This is a genomic window from Vagococcus sp. QWL-13, from assembly GCF_058683555.1.
Genome location: NZ_CM178746.1, coordinates 2,755,369 through 2,781,699 on the forward strand (window position 1 = coordinate 2,755,369; position 26,331 = coordinate 2,781,699).

At 42.0% G+C, this 26,331-nt stretch carries 21 protein-coding genes; 8 read left to right on the forward strand and 13 right to left on the reverse strand.

What is annotated here, in order from left to right; all coding sequences use genetic code 11:
• Window positions 1–167: 167 nt before the first annotated feature.
• The 5 genes from AC4PHI_RS12950 to AC4PHI_RS12970 form a co-directional block, all read right to left on the reverse strand.
• On the reverse strand, window positions 168–425 hold the full coding sequence (locus AC4PHI_RS12950) for a metal-sensitive transcriptional regulator (protein ID WP_492200243.1): 258 nt from the start codon (window positions 423–425) through the stop codon (window positions 168–170).
• 12 nt (window positions 426–437) lie between these two features.
• The gene (locus AC4PHI_RS12955; protein ID WP_492200244.1) at window positions 438–2,084 is read right to left on the reverse strand and encodes an FAD-dependent oxidoreductase; all 1,647 of its coding nucleotides are present in this window, start codon (window positions 2,082–2,084) and stop codon (window positions 438–440) included.
• Window position 2,085: 1 nt separating this feature from the next.
• A complete protein-coding gene (locus AC4PHI_RS12960; protein WP_492200245.1) occupies window positions 2,086–2,400 on the reverse strand; it encodes a rhodanese-like domain-containing protein in 315 nt (104 codons plus the stop codon).
• Between the two features lie 71 nt (window positions 2,401–2,471).
• Window positions 2,472–3,194 carry a pseudouridine synthase gene (locus AC4PHI_RS12965; protein WP_492201607.1) on the reverse strand — a complete coding sequence of 241 codons (723 nt, stop codon included), beginning with the start codon at window positions 3,192–3,194 and terminating at the stop codon, window positions 2,472–2,474.
• 64 nt (window positions 3,195–3,258) lie between these two features.
• Window positions 3,259–4,899, reverse strand: a complete 1,641-nt coding sequence (locus AC4PHI_RS12970) for a putative polysaccharide biosynthesis protein (RefSeq protein ID WP_492200246.1) — start codon at window positions 4,897–4,899, stop codon at window positions 3,259–3,261.
• 237 nt (window positions 4,900–5,136) lie between these two features.
• On the opposite strand from AC4PHI_RS12970, the gene AC4PHI_RS12975 reads away from it, so the two are divergent.
• Entirely contained in the window at window positions 5,137–6,180 is a 1,044-nt protein-coding gene (locus tag AC4PHI_RS12975; protein WP_492200247.1) for a M42 family metallopeptidase, read from the forward strand.
• Window positions 6,181–6,332: 152 nt separating this feature from the next.
• On the opposite strand, the gene AC4PHI_RS12980 is transcribed toward AC4PHI_RS12975, so the two are convergent.
• Both AC4PHI_RS12980 and AC4PHI_RS12985 read right to left on the reverse strand, forming a co-directional pair.
• Entirely contained in the window at window positions 6,333–7,631 is a 1,299-nt protein-coding gene (locus AC4PHI_RS12980; protein WP_492200248.1) for a PTS sugar transporter subunit IIC, read from the reverse strand.
• 30 nt (window positions 7,632–7,661) lie between these two features.
• Window positions 7,662–7,967 carry a hypothetical protein gene (locus AC4PHI_RS12985; RefSeq protein ID WP_492200249.1) on the reverse strand — a complete coding sequence of 102 codons (306 nt, stop codon included), beginning with the start codon at window positions 7,965–7,967 and terminating at the stop codon, window positions 7,662–7,664.
• Between the two features lie 444 nt (window positions 7,968–8,411).
• On the opposite strand from AC4PHI_RS12985, the gene murQ reads away from it, so the two are divergent.
• The 5 genes from murQ to AC4PHI_RS13010 are packed head-to-tail and all read left to right on the forward strand — an operon-like array spanning window position 8,412 to window position 13,379.
• The gene (murQ, locus tag AC4PHI_RS12990) at window positions 8,412–9,308 is read left to right on the forward strand and encodes an N-acetylmuramic acid 6-phosphate etherase (RefSeq protein WP_492200250.1); all 897 of its coding nucleotides are present in this window, start codon (window positions 8,412–8,414) and stop codon (window positions 9,306–9,308) included.
• Between the two features lie 12 nt (window positions 9,309–9,320).
• Entirely contained in the window at window positions 9,321–10,220 is a 900-nt protein-coding gene (locus AC4PHI_RS12995) for an N-acetylglucosamine kinase (protein WP_492200251.1), read from the forward strand.
• Complete coding sequence (locus tag AC4PHI_RS13000; RefSeq protein WP_492200252.1) at window positions 10,217–11,311, forward strand: DUF871 domain-containing protein; 1,095 nt, start codon at window positions 10,217–10,219, stop codon at window positions 11,309–11,311. The genes AC4PHI_RS12995 and AC4PHI_RS13000 overlap by 4 nt, the downstream gene beginning before the upstream one ends.
• Window positions 11,312–11,316: 5 nt before the next feature.
• The gene (gene anmK, locus AC4PHI_RS13005; protein ID WP_492200253.1) at window positions 11,317–12,462 is read left to right on the forward strand and encodes an anhydro-N-acetylmuramic acid kinase AnmK; all 1,146 of its coding nucleotides are present in this window, start codon (window positions 11,317–11,319) and stop codon (window positions 12,460–12,462) included.
• A gap of 20 nt (window positions 12,463–12,482) precedes the next feature.
• Window positions 12,483–13,379: a MurR/RpiR family transcriptional regulator gene (locus AC4PHI_RS13010; protein WP_492200254.1), complete on the forward strand. Its 897-nt coding sequence runs from the start codon at window positions 12,483–12,485 to the stop codon at window positions 13,377–13,379.
• Window positions 13,380–13,514: 135 nt separating this feature from the next.
• Here the strand turns inward: AC4PHI_RS13010 and AC4PHI_RS13015 are convergent, their stop codons facing one another.
• A complete protein-coding gene (locus AC4PHI_RS13015) occupies window positions 13,515–13,949 on the reverse strand; it encodes a universal stress protein (protein WP_492200255.1) in 435 nt (144 codons plus the stop codon).
• Between the two features lie 314 nt (window positions 13,950–14,263).
• Between AC4PHI_RS13015 and AC4PHI_RS13020 the strand changes: the two genes are divergently transcribed.
• Window positions 14,264–15,229 carry a Gfo/Idh/MocA family protein gene (locus AC4PHI_RS13020; RefSeq protein ID WP_492200256.1) on the forward strand — a complete coding sequence of 322 codons (966 nt, stop codon included), beginning with the start codon at window positions 14,264–14,266 and terminating at the stop codon, window positions 15,227–15,229.
• A gap of 186 nt (window positions 15,230–15,415) precedes the next feature.
• Here the strand turns inward: AC4PHI_RS13020 and mnmH are convergent, their stop codons facing one another.
• A complete protein-coding gene (gene mnmH, locus AC4PHI_RS13025) occupies window positions 15,416–16,459 on the reverse strand; it encodes a tRNA 2-selenouridine(34) synthase MnmH (RefSeq protein WP_492200257.1) in 1,044 nt (347 codons plus the stop codon).
• 1,322 nt (window positions 16,460–17,781) lie between these two features.
• On the opposite strand from mnmH, the gene AC4PHI_RS13030 reads away from it, so the two are divergent.
• Window positions 17,782–18,981, forward strand: a complete 1,200-nt coding sequence (locus AC4PHI_RS13030; RefSeq protein WP_492200258.1) for an LPXTG cell wall anchor domain-containing protein — start codon at window positions 17,782–17,784, stop codon at window positions 18,979–18,981.
• Window positions 18,982–19,323: 342 nt separating this feature from the next.
• On the opposite strand, the gene AC4PHI_RS13035 is transcribed toward AC4PHI_RS13030, so the two are convergent.
• The 4 genes from AC4PHI_RS13035 to AC4PHI_RS13050 form a co-directional block, all read right to left on the reverse strand.
• On the reverse strand, window positions 19,324–20,328 hold the full coding sequence (locus AC4PHI_RS13035) for a DUF1002 domain-containing protein (protein ID WP_492200259.1): 1,005 nt from the start codon (window positions 20,326–20,328) through the stop codon (window positions 19,324–19,326).
• A gap of 208 nt (window positions 20,329–20,536) precedes the next feature.
• A complete protein-coding gene (locus AC4PHI_RS13040) occupies window positions 20,537–22,759 on the reverse strand; it encodes an alpha-galactosidase (RefSeq protein ID WP_492200260.1) in 2,223 nt (740 codons plus the stop codon).
• 41 nt (window positions 22,760–22,800) lie between these two features.
• The gene (locus AC4PHI_RS13045) at window positions 22,801–24,813 is read right to left on the reverse strand and encodes a beta-galactosidase (RefSeq protein WP_492200261.1); all 2,013 of its coding nucleotides are present in this window, start codon (window positions 24,811–24,813) and stop codon (window positions 22,801–22,803) included.
• 17 nt (window positions 24,814–24,830) lie between these two features.
• Complete coding sequence (locus AC4PHI_RS13050; RefSeq protein ID WP_492200262.1) at window positions 24,831–26,309, reverse strand: alpha-L-fucosidase; 1,479 nt, start codon at window positions 26,307–26,309, stop codon at window positions 24,831–24,833.
• Window positions 26,310–26,331: the final 22 nt, after the last annotated feature.

A 26,331-nucleotide genomic window follows, 5' to 3' on the forward strand; every position in this document is an offset into this window, starting at 1 on the left:
CCCCTTCACTTAATACAACGAACCAGCTAAAAGAAAAGTATACAGTAAATTCAAACTTTTTAAACACCTATATTATTTGAAATGCTTCTGTTATATCTGAAAAAATTAAAAAAGCAAGCCCTCATTCAAGGCGTAAAACCTTTTGATTGAGAACTTGCACGTTTTATTTATAATTTTTGAATCATTTTCATCGCTTTTTTTATATTTTCTTCTTGGACAACCGGGTCTTCTGCCGGCTGTTCAAAACAGTTGCGGATATTTTCAGAGGCCACGATTCCCATGATGCTGTCGATACTTGATCTGACAGCAGACAGCTGTGTCAGAATCGCTTCACATTCTTTTTCCTCTGCCATCATTTTCTGAATACCGCGCATTTGACCTTCCGCTCTTTTTAGGCGATTCATGATTCTTTCATCACACTTCATCTTATCACCGCTTTATTTTGTCTCTTGGGGACGTACAACTTTGTAAAGACCGAAAGAACCGTCTAGATTAGCAGCTTTGAAGCCTTTTTGTTTTAATACTCTTTCAGCCATGTAGCTGCGTTGCCCGCTGGCACAACTGATAATATATTCCTTTTCCGGATTTAATTCATGGAGACGTTCCCGTAAATTATTCAAGGGAATGTGTAGACACTGTTCGAACACGCCGGACAACAGCTCTCCTTGATTACGAACGTCAAGCAGTATAGCGCCTTGAGCCAATCTGTCAGGCAATTCGTGCCACTGAACCAAATCGGTCAGTCCCTCAATAACATTCAAGCCGGCATAACCCAGCATATTGACAGGGTCTTTAGCTGCTCCGAACGGCGGAGCGTAGGTGAATTCCAATTCTGGCAGATCTTCTACTGTCAGATTCCCTTTGATTGCCGTTGCCAAAATATCGATCCGTTTGTCTACACCTTTTTCACCGACACCTTGGGCACCATAAATTTTACCAGTCTTAGGATCGAAGATTAATTTCAATACTACTTGTGTTGCCCCAGGGTAATAACCGGCGTGGTCATTGCCGCTGACGTGAACTACGGCATAAGGCAATCCTGCTAATTTGACTTGTCTTTCAGACATTCCCGTGGAAGCTGCTGACAAGTTAAAGACGCGAACGATAGCTGTGCCGATACTGCCTTTATTTGTACGTTTCATTCCTGAAATAATATCTGCCACTTGCCGGCCTTGCCGGTTTGCAGGAGAAGCTAACGAAATAAGTGCATCTTCACCACTAATCTGTTGTTTCACTACGATAGCATCCCCTACCGCGTAGACATCTTTCGCACTTGTCTGGTATGAGTCATCAACAAGGATTGCTCCGCGCAGTCCCAGTGCGATATCTGCTTTTTTAGCCAGAGCTGTTTCAGGGGCCACTCCTACGGACAGAATAATCATGTCCGTTGCCAACTTCTCCCCATTTTCAAGCACAACAGTTTTCCCTTGGTCAAGAAATTCTGTTGCCGACTGATTTAGAATGACTTCTACACCGTTTTGACGTAATTCCTTTTCCACGTAGGCAGACATCTCTTCATCCAGCGGCGGCAACACATGAGGTGCTTTTTCTATCAGTGTGACTTCGATACCTTTTTCGACTAAATTTTCCACCATTTCCAGTCCGATGAAGCCGGCACCGATAACTGCCGCTTTTTTCGGCTGATGCTTGTCGATAAATGCCATCACTGCGTCCAGATTAGGAACATTGCGCAAGACGAAGACATTTTCAGCCGCTTCGATGCCTGCGATAGGCGGGACAAAAGGGCTGGCTCCGGGAGATAAAATCAATTTATCGTAACTTTCCCAGTATTCCTTTTCTCCTACTTTTATCTTCACCTGTTTTTTCTCTGTATCTAAATCCACAGCTTCGCTATTTACCCGCACATCTAAATTAAAACGTCCTTTTAGACTTTCAGGAGTATGCAGCAGCAGTGCTTCCCGCTCTTTTATTTCCCCTGACACATGATAGGGCAGACCACAGTTGGCAAAAGAAACATAAGGACCTTTGTCCAACACAATGATTTCAGCCGTTTCATTCAAACGACGCAAACGAGTGGCTGCTGACATACCGCCAGCCACCCCACCTACAATAATTACCTTCATCCTACTGCAATCCTCCTTTGACAGGTCCGCGCCATGAATTCATGCCGCCTTTAACACTATAGGCGTCATATCCTTGACGCTTCAACTCTTTAACAGCTGATTTGCTGCTCATGCCGGAATAGCAGACAACATAGACAGCTTCTTTTTTTGAAAGTTTCATTTTGTTCAACTTATCCATTGTCACATTTTTTGCTCCGGGAATATGACCGTTGACGTAGGCATCCTTTTGTCTGATGTCCAAAATCGTCGGCCTCTCAGATAGTTTTTCTGTCAGCTCATTGCCGCTGACAGAAGGGGTTTTATCGAATAGAAACATAGCTTTCTCCTCACTCTTACAGTTAATTTGACAAAGCTAATCATATACCCCCTCGGGTATGCAGTCAACGATTATGCCTGCTTTTTCAAAATTTCCAATTCAACATTAGTCAATCGCCGGTAATCCCCCGGTTTGAGTGCTTTATCCAAAAGCAGCCCGCCCATGGATTCCCTGTGGAGAGTCAGAACTTTTTTGCCGACAGCAGCAAACATTTTTTTTACTTGATGAAACTTCCCTTCAACGATAGTTAAAGAAACAGCAGATTGATTTTGGCTTTGGTCGACCGTTTCGACCACCAGCTCGCTGGGCTGCACCTGTTCATTACCGTCTATTTCGAATCCCTGAGCGAATAATGCAATGTCTTCCTTTGTGACTATCCCCTCTACAAGCGCCAAATAACGCTTGGGAACCTTTTTCTTTGGAGACAGCAGCTCATGGGCAAGGGGACCGTCGTTTGTCAGGAGCAGCAAGCCGGTTGTGTCTTTATCCAGCCTGCCTACTGGAAATAAGTCCGGCCGGATGTCTGGTTGGCTGATAAGATCCAAAACCGTTCGATGCCGCCCGTCTTCCGTTGCCGAAATCACGCCCTTGGGTTTATGCAGCAGATAATAAACATATTTTTCATACACTACGGGTTCCCCATCTAAGAGCACCAAATCTTTTTCCGTATCTACAAGTTGTCCTCCATTTCTTACCACGAGGCCATTGACCAATACCGCTTTTTTCTTCAATAATTGCTTGACCTCTTTACGACTGCCGTGGCCCAAATGGCTCAACATTTTATCCAAACGCAACTTCATTTTCTCGACCCTTTCTAAAAATAAAGAACACCTATAAATATAGATGTTCTTATCAGACTTATTTTATATTTAGCCGCTTCCGCAGTCCCAACATTTTGCTTCCCAGCAACTTGTCAGCCAGACGGAGTTTCAGCGACAGGTAGCCGTATATCACAGCACCTACCACACCAACCACCAGCACAATGACTAAGGACTGAGCTTTGCTTGCCGGCGAAAGAAACTGGTACAATACTTGCCGCACGATAAAAGCCCCAACCAGCATGATAATCGTCAAAATTGCCATCAGCAATGTACGTCTTGCTGTAAAGCCCACATTGAAATGGGTCAGCCGGTGAATTTCCCTGGCAGTCAAAAAACCGGAAACTAAAAATGCAAGGGCAGATGACAGCAGCGGTCCATAGACCTCAAACAAATAAATCATCGGGACTTGTAAAACTATTTTAATGACAAACCCGACAATCAGGAAATGAATGGCCCGTTTGTTGCCGTAAAGTCCCTGCAAGGTGGTGGATACTAGAATATAAAACCCTAAGACAATCCCCACATAACAGGCCTGACGCAACAAAGAAGCACCTAATCGGTCATAGCTGTAAAACAGTGTATTCAACGGCTCTGACAATAAAATCATACCAAACGTGGCAGGAATCATCACGAAAAAGAACAGTTGAAAATTGTCACTGACTTGTTTAGCCAACCCTTTGTAGTTCTTCATAGTGAACGACTCGGTAATCAAAGGCAAACTGGTCACCGCTAAAGAAGTGGCAATCGAAATAGTAATCATGGTCAGTTTATCTGGGTTGCCGCTAAACAGTGTGAACAGTTCTTCTACCTGCGTCTCATTAAAGTTTGTAAAAGCGTGGATCAGCGGTTCAAAAGTAAACTGGTCGAAAATTTTTACGATTGTGATAGCCGACCCTATGATGATAAACGGAATAGCTTCACGGACGATTTCTTTCAGCAGCTCATTGGGCGAAACTTCCAGTCGATTCACACTGGAGGCTTCAAGTGCCGCAAACTTCGGCATCTGCTTTTGGTAAAACCATACCAGCAAGCCCAAAGCCGCCAAAGCACCGATAAAGGCAGCGAAGGTTGAGTGAGTAACAGCTGTCACATAATCTTCTTCTAGCACTTTCATAATGACAAACGTGGCGGTCAGCATATAAAATACACGAGCTATCTGTTCCACGATTTGGGAAACCGCGGATGGCATCATGTTGTGATTTCCTTGGAAAAAGCCTCTAAAAGCACTCATAATCGGGAAAATCAAAACTGCCGTACTCAATGCCCTCATGGTCGGAATCAGATTTTTATTCCCGGCCGCTAAAATCGGGGCGCCAAAAAACATCACGCCAGCACACGCCAAACCGAATATCCCCATCAACATCAATGCCCGTTTAAATAACTGTTTACTCACTTTATATTCATTCAAAGAATTGTAGTGAGAAATTTGTTTTGCGATGGCCCCGGGGATCCCCGCAGTAGAAATCATTAAAAACAAAGCATAAATATTGTAACCCTTGGTAAAAAGGTTGTTTGCTAATTTAGCATTTTCACCCATCCATAAATACCAAGGAATAATGTATACTGCCCCCAATAATCTCGAAGCAAAACTTCCCACAGACATCCAGATGGACCCGCGAATCATTTTGGACTTAGATTCTTGGTTAATTTGCTCAAAATCTCTCGTTTGAGTTTCCATGTGTCCTACCCAACTTTCTACTTGCTATCTATACTCTCCCTATTGTAAGGCTTATTTTTTGCGAATGCAATCCTTTGTTAAATTAATCCCCAGGCTAAAATCAGATGAAAATACGGTCCGGAAATCTTTGTAAAAAAAACAGAAAAAGGATACACTGTTACTGGATAATTACCGGCACGGGATGGTGTTCCGCCTTGCTCAGGTAATTAAAATATTTGAAAAGGATGGAACCTATGTATGGAAAAAACTATTGATTTAACTGCTCAACTGACAACGATCCCTTCCCCCACAGGAAATACTCTGACAATCATCCAATGGATAAAAAAACAGTTAGAATCCCTTGGCTATAACCCCGTTATCAATCGTAAAGGCAGCCTGATCCTCACCGTACCAGGGGAGGATACGAGTCAGTCACGCTTTGTCACTGCCCACGTAGATACACTAGGGGCCATGGTGCGAAATATCAAGGAAAACGGTAGAATCAAAATGGATTTGATCGGCGGTTTCCGCTACAACTCGATTGAAGGAGAATATTGCACCGTCCACACCCAAGACGGCAACTCCTTTACCGGAACGATTTTGATGCATCAGACCAGTGTCCATGTGTACAAAGACGCAGGCACAGCAGAACGCAATCAAGACAATATGGAGATCCGTTTGGATGAAAAAGTAAAAACGGCGGATGATACCCGTGCTTTAGGGATTAACGTGGGCGATTTTATCAGCTTTGAACCCCGTACTGTAATCACACCGGCTGGATTTATTAAATCTCGCCATTTGGACGATAAAGTCAGTGTGGCGATTTTATTAAAGTTTTTAGAAGAAATGACTGCCTCAAATAAAAAGTTGCCCTATACTACCCACTTTTTTATTTCTAATAACGAAGAAATCGGCTACGGAGGGAACTCTAACATTCCTGAAAACGTCGTAGAATACCTTGCCGTAGATATGGGTGCAATCGGCGATGATCAGCAAACAGATGAATACAGTGTCTCCATTTGTGTCAAAGACGCCAGTGGTCCTTATCATTTAGGATTGCGGCAGCATTTGGTCCATTTATGCGGGCAGGAGAACATTCCCTATCAACTAGACATTTACCCTTATTACGGCAGCGATGCTTCTGCCGCTATGAGAGCCGGGGCAGATGTGAAACACGGATTGATCGGTGCAGGAATCGACGCCAGTCATGCTTTTGAGCGGACCCACGAGGATTCTATCAAAGCAGCGGAAGCACTGGTTTCAGCTTATTTATACAGTCCTATGAGTTCAGATGTTGACTGATTACAAATCACCATATTTCTTGGTACATTCAGACAACAAATTAAAGCTGTAATCAGCCATATCAACCAAAAGACCAGCGAGCAAATATCTCGCTGGTCTTTTGGTTGTTGTATTCATAATCTCAAATTAAATGATACGAATTCTTGAAGTGATTATTCAGCAACGACTGCCCCTGTTTCTTTAGCTAATTCATTTTGGTCGTAAATCTTAACAAACGGATAGTAGCAAATGACTGAAACAATAATCAAGACGACGTTCAAAACAGCTGCCCGCCAGTCTCCACCTGTGGCTAAAAACGCACCGATCGGTCCCGGCAGAGTCCAAGGCGCGGTCACTGTTACCGGACTGACCAAACCGGCTTTTGTCACAAACCATGCAATAATCGCTGTGACTACTGGTGTGCCGATAAACGGAATCATAATGATCGGGTTTAAAACAACTGGTACCCCAAAAATAACCGGCTCATTGATATTGAAGATGGATGGCATGATAACTGCCTTTCCTAATTTAGAACCGTATTCAGATTTAGCAGTAAATGCTAACAAAATAGCTAGACCAATCGTACAGCCGGAACCCCCAATCCAAATGAACCATTGGAAGAATGGTTCTGCTGCGATATGAGGCAAAGCTTCTCCTGCTGCTTGAGCTGTAGTATTAGCTTCTAGCAATTGCAGCCAAACCGGACGGGCTAAAGAACCTACGATAGATACGCCGTGAATACCAAACACCCAGAAGAAAGTAATCATAAAGATCAGCAACAAGACACTTGGTAAAGAGTCTGCCGCACTGACTAACGGCGACACGACTTTTGCAACGGCTGAATGCCAGTCGAAGCCAAGGAAATAAGTAATTGAGCCCATACCTAAGATAACGATCAACGTAGGCGTCAGAGATTCAAAAGAACGAGCCACTGCCGGCGGTACTTGTTCAGGCATGGTGATCTTAAATTTCGACTTGTCAGTTATACGGTAAATTTCAACTGCCAGAATCGAAGTAATGATACCCACAAACATCCCGCCTCCGCCTAAATTAGCCATAGGCAGTACGAAGCCCACTGTTCCAGCCGCCTCCAAAGCTTCTGCCGGAATGTTAACAGGAATGAACGTCAATAGAAAAGCAATCGTGGCTAAAATACCGCCCGATACCACATCAAGATTATAAGTTTTAGCTAAACTTGCTCCGATCCCAAACGTGGCATATAAAGACATGATGTACATCGTCATACGATAAGGTAATAAAATCGTCGCTGCATTAGCTGTCAGAAACTCAGAAATTCCCCAATTTGCCGGAAGCGGCGGGAAAGCCAAAATCAGGAAGAAAGAACCAATGATGATCAACGGCAATGCTGCAATAATCCCGTCTCGAATCGCTCGCAAGTGTCTTTGGTTAGCCAGCTTATCCATCGGTCCGGATAATTTTGAATCAACAAAGTTTGTAAATTTTTCTAACATTTTTCCACCCCTAACTAGTAAGTCTCCTTACTAAAATATAAATCCCTGATACAACCAAAAATATGAAAGTATCTCCAAAATGAAAAAACAAATGCTTAAAATCACCCAAAAACGTTTACAAATACCTGTATCAGTTTCAATAAAACATTGACCATAAGCAATAGCCGCGGAAATAAGTGCCGGAAGAAAAATCATGACGGCGATACGGGTATCCCATTGTAGTTCATAAAAAAAATAAGGGAAAATAATACCGCCGAACAGTCCCGCTAATAAAATCAGCAAAGAACTCTTGACTGAAAAACCTGGGATTGCCCGTTTTTTTTCATTTGTCAACATTTCTTTAGTGTCACCCCCTCGCATAATTTCTATCACTCTTACTTGATCCCCATCCCATAAAAGTCTATGCTGTGCAAGGCCGCTTTAAATATTTTTTTTAAAAGAGACCTTAACTACATTATAACCTTTTAAAATTAAATTTCAACATAATTCTTTTAAAAAGAAATTTTATTTCATTAGAGGGTGAATATTCCTTAAATCTAAAACTTAAATTGAAATTTTATTTCAAAAGTGGTAAAATCAGTTTATGTTAAAGGAAAACTGGCTCTCGAAAAAAATGGTACTCATTACCTCCCAACGAGACTGACGCTGAATCTCTTTTAACTTTTACTGACAGAACAGCACCCCTTTTGTTGTCCATTAATAATATTGAGCGATACACTGTGCCGAAGGAGCAGTTTACAATGACCCCCCTTCAAATAAAAAATATAAGAGGATGAGAATATGTTAGAGAATCTGACGACAGAAAAGAGAAATGAAGAAACTACTGGATTAGACAAACTGACCATACTTGAAACCGTAGAAAAAATGAATCAAGAAGACATGAAAGCCGTTAAAGCCATCAGCAAAGAAGCAAAAGCCATCACTGCCCTGATCGAACAAGTTGTCCACAGTTTGAAAAACGGCGGCCGGTTATTTTACTTTGGTGCCGGGACAAGCGGACGCCTAGGTATTCTTGATGCAGCCGAATGTGTCCCTACCTTTAATACAGACCCCGAGTTTGTCCAAGGAATCATCGCAGGAGGCGAGTCCGCCATGACTGTTGCGGTGGAAGGCGCAGAAGATTCTGCTACTTTAGCTGCGGAAGATTTCAAAGAACGTGGTCTGACATCAAAGGATATCGTCATCGGTATCAGCGCCAGCGGCAGGACTCCCTATGTGATTGGCGGATTAAAATATGCCAACGACATCGGGGCAACGACCGCTTCGATTTCTTGCAACGAATCATCCGAAATCAGCCAATTCGCTTCCTATCCGGTCGAAGTGTCTGCCGGACCGGAAATTTTGACTGGCTCTACTCGTCTAAAAGCGGGCACGATGCAAAAATTGATTTTGAACATGATTTCCACAATCAGCATGGTACATTTAGGTAAAGTTTATGAAAATCTGATGATTGACGTGAAACCGACCAACGAAAAACTCGTTGAGCGGGCAAAAAATATCATCACTGAAGCTACCGGTGTTTCAAAAGAAGAAGCCGCTTTTTATTTTGAGGATTCTGACCAACAGGTGAAACTGGCTATCACCCGGATTTTGACCGACACTTCCAAAGAAGAAGCACAAAGACTGCTGGATAAGAATGACGGATTTATCAGAAAAGCGATAGAAATGGCTAAATAAAGGATGATAAGCATGAAATATGTCATTGGTGTCGATTGCGGCGGAACAAAAACAGAGGCTTCCGCCTACGGAATCGAAGATGGAATATTATTACAGACCACTACTACAGGTTTCGGAAATTTAATAGTGGATTATGCAAAAGCGGCGGCGAATATCAGACAAGCAGTAGAGACATTATTGCAAGCACTAGGCGAAGAAAATTGCCAAAGAATCGTCATGGGAATCGCCGGTATCGACAGCGGCGGATTCAAGGAAAAAATGGCAGAAGAATTTTCTGATTTGCCGGGGAGTCCGGTATTTCTTAATGATGCACAGCTAGCACTGTATGCCATCCTAAAAGGCCGCGACGGTATCGTTGTTACCGCAGGAACCGGATCGATTATGTTAGGTCTTTCGGACGGCGCTTGGTACCGGTCCGGCGGTTGGGGTCATATTCTTGGAGATGAGGGAAGCGGGTTCGATATTGCTAAAAAGGCAATCCAGCATGTCCTAAATGAATACGATACCGGGGAAGAAACCAGTGCTTTTTCGAAAGAAATATTGACTTTCTTTAAAGCTGACGACGTTTTTTCTCTGGCTAAAAAAGTCTATCAAGTGGACAAAGGTGAAATCGCCGCTGCCGCACAACACATTGGAGCTTTGACGGCGGATTATTCCCAAGCGCAAAACATCTTGCAATCAGCCGGCGAAACGCTGGCAAAAAAAGTCCTTCAGCTGATCGGAAAATCTCCTCTTATCGGCAAACCAGCAGATATCGGTCTAAATGGAAGTGTCATTCAAAAAAATGAACTGGTGCTCAAGTCATTCACTCATTACTTGGACAATTGTCAGTTAACCTATGACTTGCATAAAAAAGAAGTATCCAGTGCTAAGGGTGCTTACTATCTTTATAAGGGAGAACATACATTATGAGAAGATTTGGGATTTCAGTTTATCCGAACCACAGTTCCGTCGAAGACATCAAAGAATACATGGATCTAGCTGCAAAATATGGTTTTTCAAGAGTTTTCACCTGTCTTTTGTCAGTTGACAAAGAAGATAAGAAGCAAATCGTTGCAGATTTTTCTGAAACCATTGACCATGCCAAGGCATTGGGCATGGAAGTGGTCGCCGACATCAGTCCGAAAGTGTTTGATGAACTGGGAATCAGTTACAATGACTTATCTTTCTTCAAAGAAATCGGCGCAAATGGTATCCGCTTAGACATGGGGTTTACTGGCAATGAAGAATCCATCATGACCTTCAATCCCCAAGAGTTGGCGATTGAGCTGAATATCAGCTCCGGCACACGGTATCTGGAAAATATTTTGAGCTATCAGGCCAATGCGAACAAATTACAAGGGTGCCACAACTTCTACCCTCACCGTTATACCGGACTAAATTATGAGCATTTTATCGAAACTACAACTGTTTATAAAAAGCATGGAATTTCAACAGCCGCTTTTGTTAATTCTCCTACTGCAACGATCGGTCCTTGGCCAGTGGAAGAGGGGCTGTGCACACTGGAAATGCACAGGGAATGGCCGATTACTACTCAGGCCAAACATCTCTGGGCGACAGACTTGATTGATGATGTCATTATTGCCAATGCTTTTGCATCGGAAGAAGAGCTGAAAGCCTTAAGTGAAATCAATCCTTATAAAATCACTCTGGATTGCGTCTTGCGTGACGATGTGCCGGAACTAGAGCGTAAAATCGTGTTGGAAGAGTTCCACTTCAACCGGGGCGATATTTCTGACTACGTTATCCGCTCAACCCAAAGCCGGGTCAAATATAAAGGACATGAATTCAAAACATTTAATACGGAAGACATGGAAATAGGCGACATTTTAATCGAGTCTTCATTGTATGCCCACTACGCCGGAGAATTGCAGATTGCCCTGCTTCCAATGGAGAATTCCGGCAAAACGAATGTGGTGGGACACATCACCAAAGACGATCAAGTGCTTTTGCCTTACATCAAACCTTGGCAAAAGTTTGCCTTTCATCAAGTAAGGGAGTAAAATAAATGAGTCAAACTATAAGTTATGCGGCAGGGATTATGTCGGGGACGTCTCTGGATGGCATCGATGTGGCTATCGTTAAAATCGATAGCTCTGTGCCGGAACATCCCGCCTATGAACTGACCGCTTTTGAAAGCTTTCCCTTTGAGGAAGAAACCAAGAAACGAATCATGGCCGCACTTTCTATTGACACTTCCAACGTGGCATTGATTTGCAGTCTAAATTTTGAACTGGGAAAATTATTCGGCGAAGCAGTTGTGGCGACTTGCGAAAAAAATGATTTTTCTTCTGAAAATCTAGTTTTCGTTGCTTCTCATGGCCAAACTATTTACCATCATCCGCAAAAAGATGGTCTGCTGGAACCTTCCACATTGCAAATCGGCGAGTCCAGTGTGATTGCAGAAATTGTAAAAACAGATGTGGTCTCCGACTTCAGATACCGGGATATGGCGGTGGGGGGACAAGGTGCCCCCATCGTGCCATATTCAGAATACATTTTATACCGCAGCAGCCATGTTCAGCGGATCTTGCAAAATATCGGCGGCATCTCCAACGCCACTATTATTCCCAAGAACGGAAGGCTGGAAAATATGCTGGCCTTCGATACCGGCCCCGGCAATATGATTATTGATGAACTGTGCCGGCACTTCTACCAGCAATCCTATGATGCAAACGGCTCTTATGCCAAACAAGGCAGTATCCATAAGGAGTTGCTGGAAGAGTTTATGAGCCATCCTTTCATGGCGAAAAAAGCTCCTAAGACCACCGGCAGAGAAGAGTTCGGCAAAGAATATGTCCACTCTCTGCTGGCTGAGTATCAAATGCCTGCAAACGACTGGATCAGAACTGCCACGCTGTTCACTGCCAAAGCTATTGCAGATGGGGTACGTCCTTATGTGGATAAGACAGGCAGCGAACTGATTATCGGCGGTGGCGGAAGCTATAATTCCGAACTGGTGAAAATGATCAAGGCTGAATTACCGGAAGCCCGCGTGATGACCCAAGAAGAAATCGGCCTCTCCTCAGACGCTAAAGAGGCAGTGGCGATGGTGATTTTAGGTCACCGGACCATGGCACATTTGCCAAGCAATGTCCCAAGCGCTACCGGAGCTGCAAAAGAAGTCATTCTAGGCAAGATAACCTACTACTAACAACAGAAAGCAGGGATTGAATGAAAAGTAAGCATGTCCATTATCGTGTGAAAAGTATCTATGACGACTTGACACGGTCTGAGCGTAAAATCGCTCAGCTTGTTTTAAACGAGCCGGAAAAAGTGATGAAAATGACCGCCAGCGAATTGGCCAAAGCTTCTGATACCAGCCCTGCATCTGTGATTCGTTTTTGCAAATCTATTGGCATCCCCAGTTTTCCTGATTTAAAACTGCAGTTGTCGGCGGAAAAAGATGCTCCTGTCGTTCAGCAGTACACGGATATTTCCCCGGACGAGTCGCCGGAAGATATCAAAAATAAACTGCTGGGAAATGCTTATCAGGCGATGAAAGAAACGATCCAGCTTGTAGATGATGATACTTTGGCTTCGGCTGTCCAGTTGATTTCAGCAGCGTCTTTCATCTATGTTTACGGCATCGGTTCTTCCTACTTGGTCGCTGAAAATATCGCACAAAAATTCAATCGGATCGGCAAAGTATGTATCTGCCAACCGGATGTCCATTTGCTGATTGCCAGCTTGACATCCGCACCGGAAGGGACCCTGTTCATCGGTGTGTCCAACTCCGGAGAAACCAGTGAAGTGCTGACACTGAATGATATTGCCAAAAGCAAACAGTTGCGCACCATCTCCATCACACAGTTTGGCGCCAACTCACTCAGCAAGCAGGCAGATTTTTCCTTACAGACGGTGAAATCAAAAGAAGCCGAGTTGAGAAGTGCTGCCACCAGCTCGCTAACGGCTCAATTCATTTTGACTGACCTGCTGTTCCTGACCTATGTTTTGAAAAACTACGACGAAAATATGGATAATATCCGGGTTTCACGGGAATTAGTAGATCAGTATAAACGGCGGGCGATTAGAAAAAATGTTAAGTCCAAACAAAAAGACGACAAATAAAACAAGGCGTGAAAATCACTAAAATGATTTTCACGCCCATATTTTTGAAACAGTTAGTTTTTATTGGAACGATTTTCGTAACTAGACCGGTATGCAGGGAAAATAAATAATTTATCCCCCTTCATCCCAACTTGCTTACCTGATTACCATCACATTACAAGGCGCATGGGTCACCACGTAGGAAGTCGTAGACCCCACCAATGCCCGTTGAATGGCTCCTTTTCCTGTGGCACCGACTAAAATCAGATCGATATCACGTTCTTCCGGAATGATGTGTGCAAGATATTCTTTCGGATTGCCGATTTCCACTATCGGAACCGTATCATCTACTCCCCGCTTACTGGCATCATCAATTTTCTTTAATAAGTTCATTTCAATTTTTTTCTTTTCTTCAATCAACAATTTTGAAAAAGCATAGGCACTTGTCGTAAGTTCCACATCATTGACAATCGCAGCGATAAAAAGCTTAGCATCGTTCCTCTTGGCAATGGAAATCGCTTCTTGAAAGGCTTTTTCCGATTTTTCCGATCCGTCGATTGCAACTAAAATACGCTTATAAGTATCAACCATTGTAAACGCCTCCTTCAACTATAAGTATAGCACCGATATCTAAAAAAAACATTTCTCAAACTGTTCATCCGCAAAATTTTATAAAGAGCAAGAACGGAAACTCTCAGCCAAATCAAGCCTGTAAGTCTCAAACGAAATTTGCTGCTGATCTACGGACAAAGGCGGAACAAAAAGGAGAAGACAAACTTTTCACCTAATCATCTGTTAGTCTTTGTCAAACGCCCGACTATTCGTTATAATGTTTAAAGAAGGGATGATTAATACACATCCTGATGAAAAATGATAAAGTATCGCCCTTAAAAGGAGGCTATCACATGAAAAAAATCCGCTATGGCATTTTAAGTGCCGCTCAAATCGTTCCCCGTTTCGTGAAAGGTGTCCAGCAAAGTCAGCTGGGAGAAGTCGCAGCTATCGCTTCCCGGACTCCGGGCAAAGCCGAGTCAATGGCTGAAGAACTGGACATCCCAAAAGTCTATGACGATTATGAAAAACTTTGCCAGTCTTCTGACATTGATATCGTCTATATCCCGATCTATAATAAAGGACACTATCAAGCAGCCAAGTTGGCACTGTCCCATGATAAACACGTCCTTCTCGAAAAACCTTTTACGCTAAAGACGTCCGAAGCGGAAGATTTATTTCGCCTGGCTGAAGAAAAGGATCTATTTTTGATGGAAGCACAAAAATCCGTTTTTCTGCCGTTAACCCAAAAAGTAAAAAAAGCGTTGCAGGAAAATGTCATCGGAGAGATAAAGTGGCTGCAATCCGTGACCACCTATCCCAGCGTCGACCATATCAAATGGTTTTATTCCCTAGAAGCCGGGGGCGGTGTCCTGCATGGTTCCGGCAGTTACCCCCTTCAATATATGCAGTATCTTTTGGATCTGCCTGTCCAAAACTATCAAGGGATGGCAGTGGCCAACCCTGGTGAAACAGATAGCATGTGCACTCTTTCCTTGCAGTTTGATCGAGGCATCCTAGGTAATATTTTTCTAGGTGTCAACTTGGATATCCCAAGCAGATTGACTGTTCACGGTACCAAAGGCAAAATCGATGTCCCAACTTTCTGGCGGAGCAAAGAAGCTACCATCACTTACACAGATGGTACTCAAGAAAAAATTTCAGCAGACTACGACAGCGAATTTGTTTTTGAAGTCGACCACGTGAACGACTGTCTCAGCAAGGGCTGGACGAATAGTCCCGTAATGACCAAGAAGCTGACCGTAGATACTGTGGGATTAGTTGAAGACCTGTACTCTCAGTGGATACCAGAAAATTAGACTAACTAAAATTCAACAAAGCTGAGCTGTAAGTACTTTTAAATTTTATAATCGTGAAGTTTTAAAATGAACCCCCATGAAATCACTGTTTTAAGAAAGTGGTTCCATGGGGGTTTCTCTGTTCATTACTTTAGGAGCAGTCTCTCCTTATATGACAAATAGCCAAGCGGCACAACTAGCAGTCACTTATGAATTTTGTTCTGCTTCTTTTTGCCATTCAAGAATGGCTTTGGCTGTTGCAGCTGCATCCAAATTAATAAACGACTGATCGTAATTTTTCTTGCGATAACTGTACCGGGGATCATAGTAAGACGTCAACAAGGTTTTTATGACCGTCTCCGTTTCCCCCACCTGCAACTGGGACTGCAGCTGATTCACCCGGTTCTCATTAATCACTTTTTTTAATTTGCCTAGTGCGTCCATCAGCTCGGGCAACTCCGCCTGATCAACATAATCCCGGCGAATCTGTGCTACCCGGTGCTCCAAAGATGCATGAATAAAAATTTTTCTCCCTTGCTGGATAGACCCTGCTAAACTTGAAGGCATCACCACTTTACCAATCCGCCTGCTTTCTCCTTCAGTGAAGACCGTCTCTCCTTGTTCCCATTTCCGGCTGGCTTCAAACAATAAACTTTCGAACATTTTTTGAGAATGGGGTTCAGACAACCCCACACTTCCCAGCAATGATCCTCTGTGATTGGCACATCCTTCTATATCCAAAATTTTCGCTCCCTGTGAAGATAGTTCCTGTAAGATTTCTGTTTTTCCGCTGCCTGAAAGTCCGTAAAGAGTGACAAATTTTGCTTTGGCTAACTGTCCATCCAATTGCCGAACAATATAATGACGATAAGCTTTGTAACCGCCGCTGATTCGGCTGACAGGCAGACCCAGCGATTTTAGCAAAGAAAAAATCGTCCCCGAACGCATCCCTCCCCGGCTGCAAAAAATAACCAGCTCATCGTATACCGCTAGCAGCTGCTGATAACGGTCGAACATCTCCGGAAGATGTTTTGAAGTATAGGACACGCCATATTGTTTCGCTTCATTGATTTGTCCGTTTGTATATAACTCCCCGACTTTTTTCCGCGCTTCATTGTCCAGTACAGGTACATTGACTGCCCCCGGTATGGTAGATAATTGAAATTCTCCGGGACTGCGGACATCTACAAATCCGATTCTCTTTTTTTCACTTGCTTTCAATACTTCTTCGTACGTTACTGTGGGTTTCATGATTCATCACTTTCTAATGCTTTAAAATTTTCATTACTCCTTTCTATCATACGCTCATTTTAGAGAAATTTCTCTAGTAAAGTTTTAGAAAGAAGATAAATGATACATTCTAAATCAAAATGCCCCAAACAAACTTTTTCCCTACTTAATATTTCATAAATCCAGTTGACAACCCCCCCATTTTATTTACCCTGTAGTCTTGTTTTCCCATTCATCATTTCCCTTAAACAAAATCCGTTTAATTGTTATTTAAATTATAGTAAAGGTTAGATTTTAACTTCTTTTTATTTTTTATTAAAATAAAACCATTAATAGATAAGCAAATACAAGATATCTAATTACTGTTATTTATATACATCTGAATCATTTTAGATGGCCAACATTATTTATGATGCCAAAATAAATATAAAAAAATACAGCAACTAAATACATCCTTTTTTAGGACTTTATTTTCTTTTTTGTGTTGTCAAGTGCATTAAATTCACTAATTCGTATTTTATGTTTTTAAAGTTTAGCAGATAAATTCGTTAAGCATATCTATCCCCTTTTATATAAATCTAAACAAACAAAAGTCACTAAAGGTGTATCATAAATAAATATAAGTTTTTAAGTTATTTTATGTTCATTTTACATATCGTTTGACTTAATTTAAATCCCTTTATATAATCCAATAAAGCAAAAAGAAATATCCGTTTTGAAGTTATTTAATTTTGGCTTTCCCGGCTATTTGTGCGGATAGATTGCAAAAAAATTTTAAAGCTTTCCCGAAAATGACAAGGCTTTCAAACGAAGCGAATCTATCTTCTCCAATAGGGCTGGTATCTGAAAAAAATTAATTACACAACTCTAACTGGATTAGTTTTCAGCATAATTTTAACGAACGCTTAAACCTCAGAAGAAATCAGCAGCATTCTTACGACACAAAATACTTTCAAGGGAAAACCAAAATGCCGCTAGAAGTCATTAATAGCCACTTCTCAACCAAGTACATCCGATTTACTTTTTCAAAATCACAAAACGACCCCTCGCTGTTTTACAGATTTTACAATGCGATTCCTGTCACAGCACTTATAAAAAATCATTTTGCTACTTAAATGCCCATCATTATTTCTCAACATTCAGCTCCATGAACAAAGCTTTCTTGTTACTATCGCTCATTTGGTTAAGTATCTGTACTTAAACCGCTGACCTTTTGACGATTTTATATAGTTGACCGACTCATACGGTAATGAAATGCCAAAAGGGGGCGATACGCCGCAAAAGATCATTAATAGTATATTTTTTGTAATGTTGAAATCGTTTTTATACACAAGGAGGTTCTAATGGTGAAAAGAAAAATATTGAAAAAAATGACGGATGATAGCAAGAAAAACCGAGGATCCAAACAGCTTGCCTTTCTTTCAAGGGGGTTAATGGTGGGCTTATTACTCGCAAATGCAGGGACAGCAGCTGCTGAAACACTGACTAGCGAAAATGACGCACCTAATGTAACCGCTGCCGAAACAGTTCCCTTTGAACCAAGTCAAGAGGCACCAATAGAAACGCCAACTACTGAAACCGAAATACCGGAAACAGCAGTCTCTGAGACATCAACTGCCGAGGCTGTGACCACAATAATTGAAAATGAAAGTGAAAATGAAACCGCTACAGCAGAAACGACGGAAGCAGACCTGGCAGAAACTGTTACTTCGACTACCGAGCAGCAGGAAAACATTGAAAGCACAGAAAACCAGCCAGATGAAAGTACTGATGATACGACCGTCACAGATTCCAATGTCAACTTTGAAAAATCCGAAGGGATAAAGGTCGGCAACGGTTGGGGAAATGTGGAAGAAGCAAAAGGTTTGCCAAAGCACACATCAAACGGCCAAGGCGCTCAAACGGAAATGTTCAGTGGGGAAGATTGGAGTATCACCCTCAAAGTTCAAGAGAATAAAGATTGGGCGATTGTTGGCGAAGGAAATGTACCTGCTGGAACCTTCACTCTCTTCGTTCAAGAGGGAAATGGCAACAACACGGTGATTCTAAAATATACTATTACCGTGGTGAAAGCCGAAGACGGCTCAAACATTATCATCCTAAACAGCGGACTAGGAAGTGACTCCATCAACGAAATCAGATGGGGAGAATTTGTTGCTGAGCCTGTTGATCCTGTGGACCCTGTTGATCCGGTCGATCCGGTCGATCCGGTCGATCCCGTTGACCCTGTCGACCCTGTTGACCCTGTCGACCCTGTTGACCCTGTCGACCCTGTTGACCCTGTCGACCCTGTCGACCCAGTTGATCCCGTTGAGCCAACAGACCAGCCAGATCCGGTAAAACCAAAACCAGAGGCTCCTGCTCCAGACGCTAAACCAACACCTATTGTTAAACATAAAAAAACTACCAAACCTGTAGTCAAAAAACTGCCGCAGACTGGGGAAACTGCAACCATTGCTTATTCAGCTATAGGCGGATTAATGAGCGCTGCCGCAGGATTATCTCTATGGAAATCTAAGACAAACCGGAGAAGAAAACACTAAAAAACTGCCTTAAAATGATACAGAGCAGAATTTTTTAAAAAAGTTTATTCTAATAGGCGAATGACACAGACGTCATTATTATTGCTGAAACGGAAATTTTAAAAATGGTTGCGGCTGTGAGAACGGTGCTTTTCACCTTGCTCACAGCCCTTCTCTGTAAATCCCCTTTATCTTAATAAGAAATGAGATAGTTTATGCGATTTTCCAGTGCAAGTATGGAGCAAAGAACATCCTAATGCCTCTGTTTTTTTATTTGAAGCAAGCATCTCAAAATGTTATCCAGCACAAAAAAATAAGACACAGACCTTGATAAAAGGCTTATGTCTTATTTTTAATAAAGTTTTAACCGAACAAATTACTGAAAAAACTGGTGATTTTATTCCAAAGATTGCTTAAAAAGCCTTTAGTTTCTTCACTGGTCAATTTTTCTTTGGCATTATCTAGAAAATCTTTGCCATTTTTCATAATATCGTCTTTCAGCTCTCCTAATTGAGCCTGAAGATTTTCATTGTCAATGGAAGGGGAGTTCCGGAAAGCAACCATAGTATCCACGATTTTATCTTGTTGTTCAGGTGTCACAATCTCTGACAATCCTTGATTTTGAAGTTCAACTTGAACGATTTGTGTGATTTCCTGTCTCACTTCCGGTTCGCTCAGCTGATCCAGCTTTTCATTGATTTTTTGTAATTCCAATTTAATATCAGCCATTGCTACAGCCAGATTTTCGTCTGAAAAATTTTCGGCATTTTCATTGGCTTGAGTGATTTCCGCTGTTACAGCACTTTCTTTCTGAGCAACATCTCGACTGGCGGCACGTTCCTGTTTTTCCGCTTCGCTCGCCGCCGGGTCCACTTCGTCATATATTTTGTAAATCCCAGCCAAAGCACCGCTGCCATCCATCACACGGACACTGGCGATTCTGATGTCTGCATCATAAATTCCTGAAGTAATGGCCGCATTCCGGTAATTGGCTTCCGTCCGTGCTGTAATATTCTGGGGTGTGACTATTTCAACGTTGACGCCCGAATTATCTTTGGTCCGAACAATGTGAGCACTGCTGTATGCTAATGACGCACTGGTGAATTCTGGAACATCTGTCACATATCTCACAAGATCATCGCCATTTACAGTAAATTCATTGAAAGAATCTTTTTCCTTTACACCCAAGAGCTCCAATGTTTTAAGACGTTCATCATTAGTCAGACCGTTGCCCAAAGCCACACTGGGAACATCCCAGCCTTCATTTTTTGCTTTTATCTGACTGTCGGCTGCTGATGCGACACTGGTATTAAGCATCAAACCTGCCGTTAACACTCCGCTTATTAAAAGGTTTTTCATAAATTTCATAATATCCCTCCTGAAGTGATTATACAACATGATGGAAGCATAGCTATCAGTCCTTAGTACTATTTAAGATAATTCTAAGATTTTCTTATGAAATTGTTTGACGCATGTTATAACCAAACTATCTACTTGGGAAATAAAAACACCACAATCAAACTCCATATATGATTGTGGTGTATAACTAGCAAAAAAATTCAAATTCACATATCAGCTATTTATTGTCAGCTCTTAAATAAATCAGGCGACTATTAAAATCACCTGGCATGTCTCTTTGCCAGTACTCATTATCCCTGCCAATATAATTTTCTCCGAAGAGCAATCCTACAGACATCAACTCATCGCCATAATGAATCCCTTTCCCTGATACATCATACTGATAATTTTCATTTAGTCCCGTCAGCTTCAAACGATAGTATTTAGGATTAGGTCTGCTAAGAATTTGATAATAACCAACCAGCGCTTCCTGCTGATTCTTAGAAACTACCATCCATGCCACTTCGTTTGAGTCGAACGGACTCAGCAAACGATAGAATTTCCCTGAATGAATGAGCTTTTGATGTTTTTTAAACTGCTGGACTTGCTGAGAGATGATTTCCTTATCCTCATCAGTACATTGAGTGATATCCAATTCATAGCCAAAGGTCCCAAAATAGGCTACTTCTCCACGCATTTTCAAAGAAGTCATCCGTGCAACCTGATGATTAGGTACTGCTGACACATGGGACCCGATGGATGATAGCGGATATACCATTGAAGCACCGTATTGGATTTTCAGTCTTTCCACCGCATCTGTATCATCACTTGCCCATGTTTGAGGGGCATAGTACAGCAACGCTGGATCAAAGCGCCCGCCGCCGCCTGCGCATGACTCAATTAACATATCTGGATATTTATCTAATAAACGCTCGTACAACTCATAGACCCCTAAAATATAACGATGACTGATTTCCCCTTGTCTGTCACTTTCCCAAACAGTCGAGAATGCTTCAGAAATATAGCGATTCATATCCCATTTTATGTAATCTATTTGGCACGAAGAAATAACTGCATCCATTTGCTCAAAAATGTTTTCGACAACAAGTGGATTGCTGAAGTCTAGAACATATTGGTTGCGTCCATGTGAAATATTTTTCTTTGGATGTCCTAATATCCAACCAGGATGACGAGCATACAAATCGGTATCTTTGGAAACCATCTCCGGCTCAAACCAAAGACCAAAAGACAACCCAAGTTCATGGATCCTAGCACTTAAACGACCCAGTCCACCTGGTAATTTCCGTTTGTCCACCGTCCAATCCCCTAAAGAGCCGTTGTCACTGTCACGTTTTCCAAACCATCCGTCGTCCAGCACTAGCAGATCGGCACCAACGGCCTTTGCTTCTTTTGCGATTTCTAGAATTTTATCCTCATCAAAATCAAAATAGGTTGCTTCCCAGTTGTTAATGAGTACCGGACGCGACTGTTCGCGCCAACGCTCATTAATCAGATGTTGACGATAAAACTCATGAAATGATTGACTCATCCCATTTAAACCATTTTCTGAATAAGTCATCACCACTTCAGGACTCGTCAATTTTTCGTTTGGAGCCAATTTCCACGAGAACTGAAACGGATTAATCCCCATTGTAACTCGAGCGACATCATAACTATCCAGTTCGACTTGTGCTAAAAAATTGCCACTGTAAACTAAACTGAACCCATAGACATTCCCATGTTCTTCAGTAGTTTCCGGCATGCATAGTGCCAGAAACGGATTGTTAATATGACTGCTGGCTCCTCTGGTACTTGCAACGGACTGCACTCCCTGATGCAGCGCTTGTCTATTGACATGGGTTTCTCTTGCCCAAGCACCATTCAGTGTCACCATCTCAAAACTTTCATTAGGTAAATCTAAAGAAAGACTTAAAAAACGTTTCAACTGGACAGGTATCTGACCAGTATTTTTTATTTTTACCCATCTTGTGATGATAGGCAGATTTTTATAAACAGCATACATCAAATACAATTCGATATCAGAATATCTATCTTTTAGATGCACTTGCAGAATTTCCACATCGTCATCATTGCCAAAGCTGGCAGGTTGACCCTTGACCCTCTCTTTGCCACAACTGATCGTGTGACCTTGATAGTCAAAAGCTGAGATTGTATCTCCCTCAGGATACGTCAATTCGATAGCCGGATAACGAAAATCTGTTGTCCCAAACACTGGATATTCTTGTTTGATATGTTCTAAAGAACTTGTTTGACTCCCTTCTGACAAATTATTGGATGGTCTGACTTCTCTTTCGATTAAATGGGAAAAGTCTGAACGGTGCTTGATTGCCTTCCCAAAATAAAGTTGCTCTAGGCACTTTGTCTGATCGTCTATCCTGAAAATGTAACTAATCAATCCGTTAGACAGATGAAACTCCTTATTATCAGTAACATTTATCATCAATTCACCTCATACATTTAGCAATTCTATAACTGACACTATTAATTTTTATACTCGTGAACAATCACTGTTTCATAAGGCTGGACAACCGTCTCCTCCATCAACAGTTGATTCGTCAACACGTTCTCACTGCCGACAAAATCTTTCGGTATCACCTGGTTTTGTTTCCCAAAGTTCATGATGAAAACAAATCTCTGATCATCGTCTTCGCGGATCGATACCTCAAGCTCTGTTGCATCTGAAACAACTGAAGACAATCCTATTTCAGCAGTGATTTCTTGCAGCATCTTATAAAGTGTTTCTTTCTCCAGCTGCGAACCAACATACCAGGCATGACCATGACCAAACTTGTTTTTAGTTATTGCAGGCGTTTGCTCATAAAAATTACTTGTATAAACAGCCAGACTTTCCGCACCTTCAAGATGCATCAAGTCACATAGCAGACCACACGTTCCAGTCTCGCCGTCATTAAATTCCAGACTATTGGTTTGTTCGGGGGCAAGAGCATCGATTTCCTCTACCCAAACACCAACCAATTGTCTAAGCGGTCCGGGATAGCCGCCAAGATGTACATTGTCACTCTCGTTAACGATACCGCTCATAAAAGTAGTGATAAAATGACCGCCAGCAGAAACGTAGCTCTCTAATTTTTCTTTCAAACCTTCCTTGACTAAGTACAAGACAGGAGCAACTACTAGATCATACTTTGAAAAATCACTGTCAGGAGAAATCATATCTACCGAAATATTTTGATCATAAAAGAACTGATAATATTGGTGGATTTGGTCTACATATTTTAGATTTTTGCTTGGACCGATAGTGAACTCCAATGCCCAATAATTGTCCCAATCAAACATGACCGCAACCTTGCTCTTTTTCTCCATACCCAAAATCGGTTTAAGTTTAGGCAGTTGCTCACCTAATGCGGCAACTTCACGAAACACACGTGTATGCTCATGTCCCACGTGTTCGATCACTGCCCCATGAAACTTTTCACAGGCACCGACAGAACGTCTCAGCTGGAAAAACTGGATCGTGTCTGCCCCATGTGCGATTGTTTGATAGCTCTGAGTGGTCATCTGTCCCGGCTTTTTGAGCGAATTAAACGGCTGCCAATTTTGCTGTGAAGGTGTCTGTTCCATCAGCATGAATGACTGTCCGTCTTTCAGCCCCCGCATCAAATCATGGCTCATCGCTACAAAACTCCATGGTGTATTATAGCTTGGATAATTGTCCCAAGAAACAATATCCAGTTCTTTGGCCCACTTGAAATAATCCAGTCCTTTAAAAGTTCCCATCAAGTTAGTTGTGCATGGAGTATCAGGATCATACTGTTTGATAATATCCCTTTCCATTTTATAATTTTCTAAAAGACTGTCTGACATGAAACGACAGTAGTCTAAAGAAATACCTGTAAAGGAGGCTGCTTCTGAATGAATACCATCTCCTAGAAGGTTAGGCACGACAATTTCATCAAAACTGTATAATTTATGTCCCCAAAATTCCATGTTCCAAGCTTTATTCACAGCTTCAATTGTCCCGTATTTTTCTTTTACCCAGACACGAAAAGCCTTTTGGCAGTTTTCACAATAGCATTCGCCGCCATATTCGTTGTTGATATGCCAGCACACAATATTATTATGGTCTTTATATCGCTGTGCCAAGAGCTCCACCATTTTTTTAGCATATTTCTGATAGACTAAACTATTGGGACAAGCATTATGGCGGTGGCTGAATTTGTGACGTCGTCCTTCAAAATCAACTCTTCCTACTTCTGGGTAGCGCATAAATAGCCATGCGGGCAAAGCTGCTGTTGATGTTCCCAAAACAATCTGTGAGTCTTCTCGTAATAACCGCTCAATAATCTCATCAAGCTCTCTAAAATCATACTCATTTTCTGAAGGCTGATTTTGTGCCCATGAAAAAACATTAATCGTTGTCGAGTTGATATTTGCCAACCGAAACATGCGCATATCTTCTTCCCATACTTCTCGCTCCCACTGATTCGGATTGTAATCTCCACCATATAAAAATTCATTAAACATTTTCTTCACTCATTGTCTTCCCTTCCCTATGACATCACTTTGATTCTAAACACGATGGGCATATTAGGCTGTCTGTTTTTTCGTTGGAAATCAATATATATTGATAAACCGTTGTCCTCCTGCGAATAAGTCACAGGTCCTTCTCCCAACAATTCAACTTCCTGAACATGACGATGAAACGTCAAGTTGTTCTGATCCGAAGTTTTTCCCAGTGCTGGTAGAAGATACTCCTCACGCTCGGTATCACCTAAAACAAAACCATACACATAGCTGCCTTTAGTCGTATAGCGGATATCTTGACTGGTATAAGCTCGCTGATAATCTTCTTGAAACTGCCCTTCCCTTAGTTCCGTAGGGCCTTCTCCGCTTATTCGCCAAGGTTTACTGTCATAAATACCCTCACCATTTCTTTCAAGCCAGTTGCCGATTTCCAAAAGTATTTCCTTATCTTTTGCGGGAATCGTCCCATCTTTTTTTGGCCCAATGTTTAACAGCAAATTGCCATTTTTCGATACGGCTTCTATCAAGTCGTTGATTATTTCATGACTTTCTTTATAATCCAGTGTCTCTGTATAACACCAAGAATTCCTAGCAACCGCTGAGTCTGTTTGCCAATAAAAAGGTTTTGGTTCTTTGAATAAACCTCTCTCTACTTCTGGAATCCCGCTGCCAAAAGCTAATGCGTCGTGTTTATAGCAAATAGCTACTTCTTTTCCCCAAACAGCTGCCATATTATAATAATAAGCTACGACTTTTTTCAGAGCTGTGGCAAATGCCTGATGTTGAATCCACCAGTCAAAATAGACAATCTCCGGCTGATAATCTTTTATTAATTCACAGGTGCGCAGCAGCCAGTCTGTTACAAATTCATCGTCAGGCTCCGGTCGACTATCTAACATCTGATGATCACTTTCAGGCATTGCCGGCCAATACATGCTGTTACGGTCGTCAGCTTCCCGTGACACATCGCTGGCAAAGTTCCTGCCATTGCCAAAAAACCACCAATGCTCTGCCCGATGAGAAGAAGCGCCAAAATGAAGACCATGATTTTCAGCTGCTTCTTGCAGCTCTTTTAAAACGTCTCTTTTGGGACCCATGTTTCTTGCATTAAATTGGGAAAGTCCGCTACTGTACATTTGGAAGCCGTCATGATGTTCTGCCACCGGAACAACATACTGTGCACCTGCTTTTCTAAACAATTCTAGCCACTGGTCGGCATCAAAATTTTCTGCTTTAAATAAAGGAATGAAATCCTGAAAACCAAAAGTGTCCTGATCACCGTATGTTTTCCGATGATGTTCATACTCCGGATATCCTTCGATGTACATATTTCGTGCATACCACTCATTGCGATAAGCTGGCACACTATATAATCCCCAATGAATGAAAATACCGAACTTACTTTGTTTAAACCATCCCGGTACATCAAAATGACTTAAAGACTCCCAGGTATCCTTAAACGTCCCTTTGGAGATAGTTTCCTCAATTTCATTTAACGTTATCATAGCCATTGTTTCTCCTTATGAT

What these genes read in the sequence shown, in the direction of transcription:
- AC4PHI_RS12950 (WP_492200243.1), bottom strand. Translation starts at nt 425, where the DNA reads ATGAAGTGTGATGAAAGAATCATGAATCGCCTAAAAAGAGCGGAAGGT.
- AC4PHI_RS12955 (WP_492200244.1), bottom strand. Translation starts at nt 2,084, where the DNA reads ATGAAGGTAATTATTGTAGGTGGGGTGGCTGGCGGTATGTCAGCAGCC.
- AC4PHI_RS12960 (WP_492200245.1), bottom strand. Translation starts at nt 2,400, where the DNA reads ATGTTTCTATTCGATAAAACCCCTTCTGTCAGCGGCAATGAGCTGACA.
- AC4PHI_RS12970 (WP_492200246.1), bottom strand. Translation starts at nt 4,899, where the DNA reads ATGGAAACTCAAACGAGAGATTTTGAGCAAATTAACCAAGAATCTAAG.
- AC4PHI_RS12975 (WP_492200247.1), top strand. Translation starts at nt 5,137, where the DNA reads ATGGAAAAAACTATTGATTTAACTGCTCAACTGACAACGATCCCTTCC.
- AC4PHI_RS12980 (WP_492200248.1), bottom strand. Translation starts at nt 7,631, where the DNA reads ATGTTAGAAAAATTTACAAACTTTGTTGATTCAAAATTATCCGGACCG.
- AC4PHI_RS12985 (WP_492200249.1), bottom strand. Translation starts at nt 7,967, where the DNA reads ATGTTGACAAATGAAAAAAAACGGGCAATCCCAGGTTTTTCAGTCAAG.
- murQ (WP_492200250.1), top strand. Translation starts at nt 8,412, where the DNA reads ATGTTAGAGAATCTGACGACAGAAAAGAGAAATGAAGAAACTACTGGA.
- AC4PHI_RS12995 (WP_492200251.1), top strand. Translation starts at nt 9,321, where the DNA reads ATGAAATATGTCATTGGTGTCGATTGCGGCGGAACAAAAACAGAGGCT.
- AC4PHI_RS13000 (WP_492200252.1), top strand. Translation starts at nt 10,217, where the DNA reads ATGAGAAGATTTGGGATTTCAGTTTATCCGAACCACAGTTCCGTCGAA.
- anmK (WP_492200253.1), top strand. Translation starts at nt 11,317, where the DNA reads ATGAGTCAAACTATAAGTTATGCGGCAGGGATTATGTCGGGGACGTCT.
- AC4PHI_RS13010 (WP_492200254.1), top strand. Translation starts at nt 12,483, where the DNA reads ATGAAAAGTAAGCATGTCCATTATCGTGTGAAAAGTATCTATGACGAC.
- AC4PHI_RS13015 (WP_492200255.1), bottom strand. Translation starts at nt 13,949, where the DNA reads ATGGTTGATACTTATAAGCGTATTTTAGTTGCAATCGACGGATCGGAA.
- AC4PHI_RS13020 (WP_492200256.1), top strand. Translation starts at nt 14,264, where the DNA reads ATGAAAAAAATCCGCTATGGCATTTTAAGTGCCGCTCAAATCGTTCCC.
- mnmH (WP_492200257.1), bottom strand. Translation starts at nt 16,459, where the DNA reads ATGAAACCCACAGTAACGTACGAAGAAGTATTGAAAGCAAGTGAAAAA.
- AC4PHI_RS13030 (WP_492200258.1), top strand. Translation starts at nt 17,782, where the DNA reads ATGGTGAAAAGAAAAATATTGAAAAAAATGACGGATGATAGCAAGAAA.
- AC4PHI_RS13035 (WP_492200259.1), bottom strand. Translation starts at nt 20,328, where the DNA reads ATGAAATTTATGAAAAACCTTTTAATAAGCGGAGTGTTAACGGCAGGT.
- AC4PHI_RS13040 (WP_492200260.1), bottom strand. Translation starts at nt 22,759, where the DNA reads ATGATAAATGTTACTGATAATAAGGAGTTTCATCTGTCTAACGGATTG.
- AC4PHI_RS13050 (WP_492200262.1), bottom strand. Translation starts at nt 26,309, where the DNA reads ATGATAACGTTAAATGAAATTGAGGAAACTATCTCCAAAGGGACGTTT.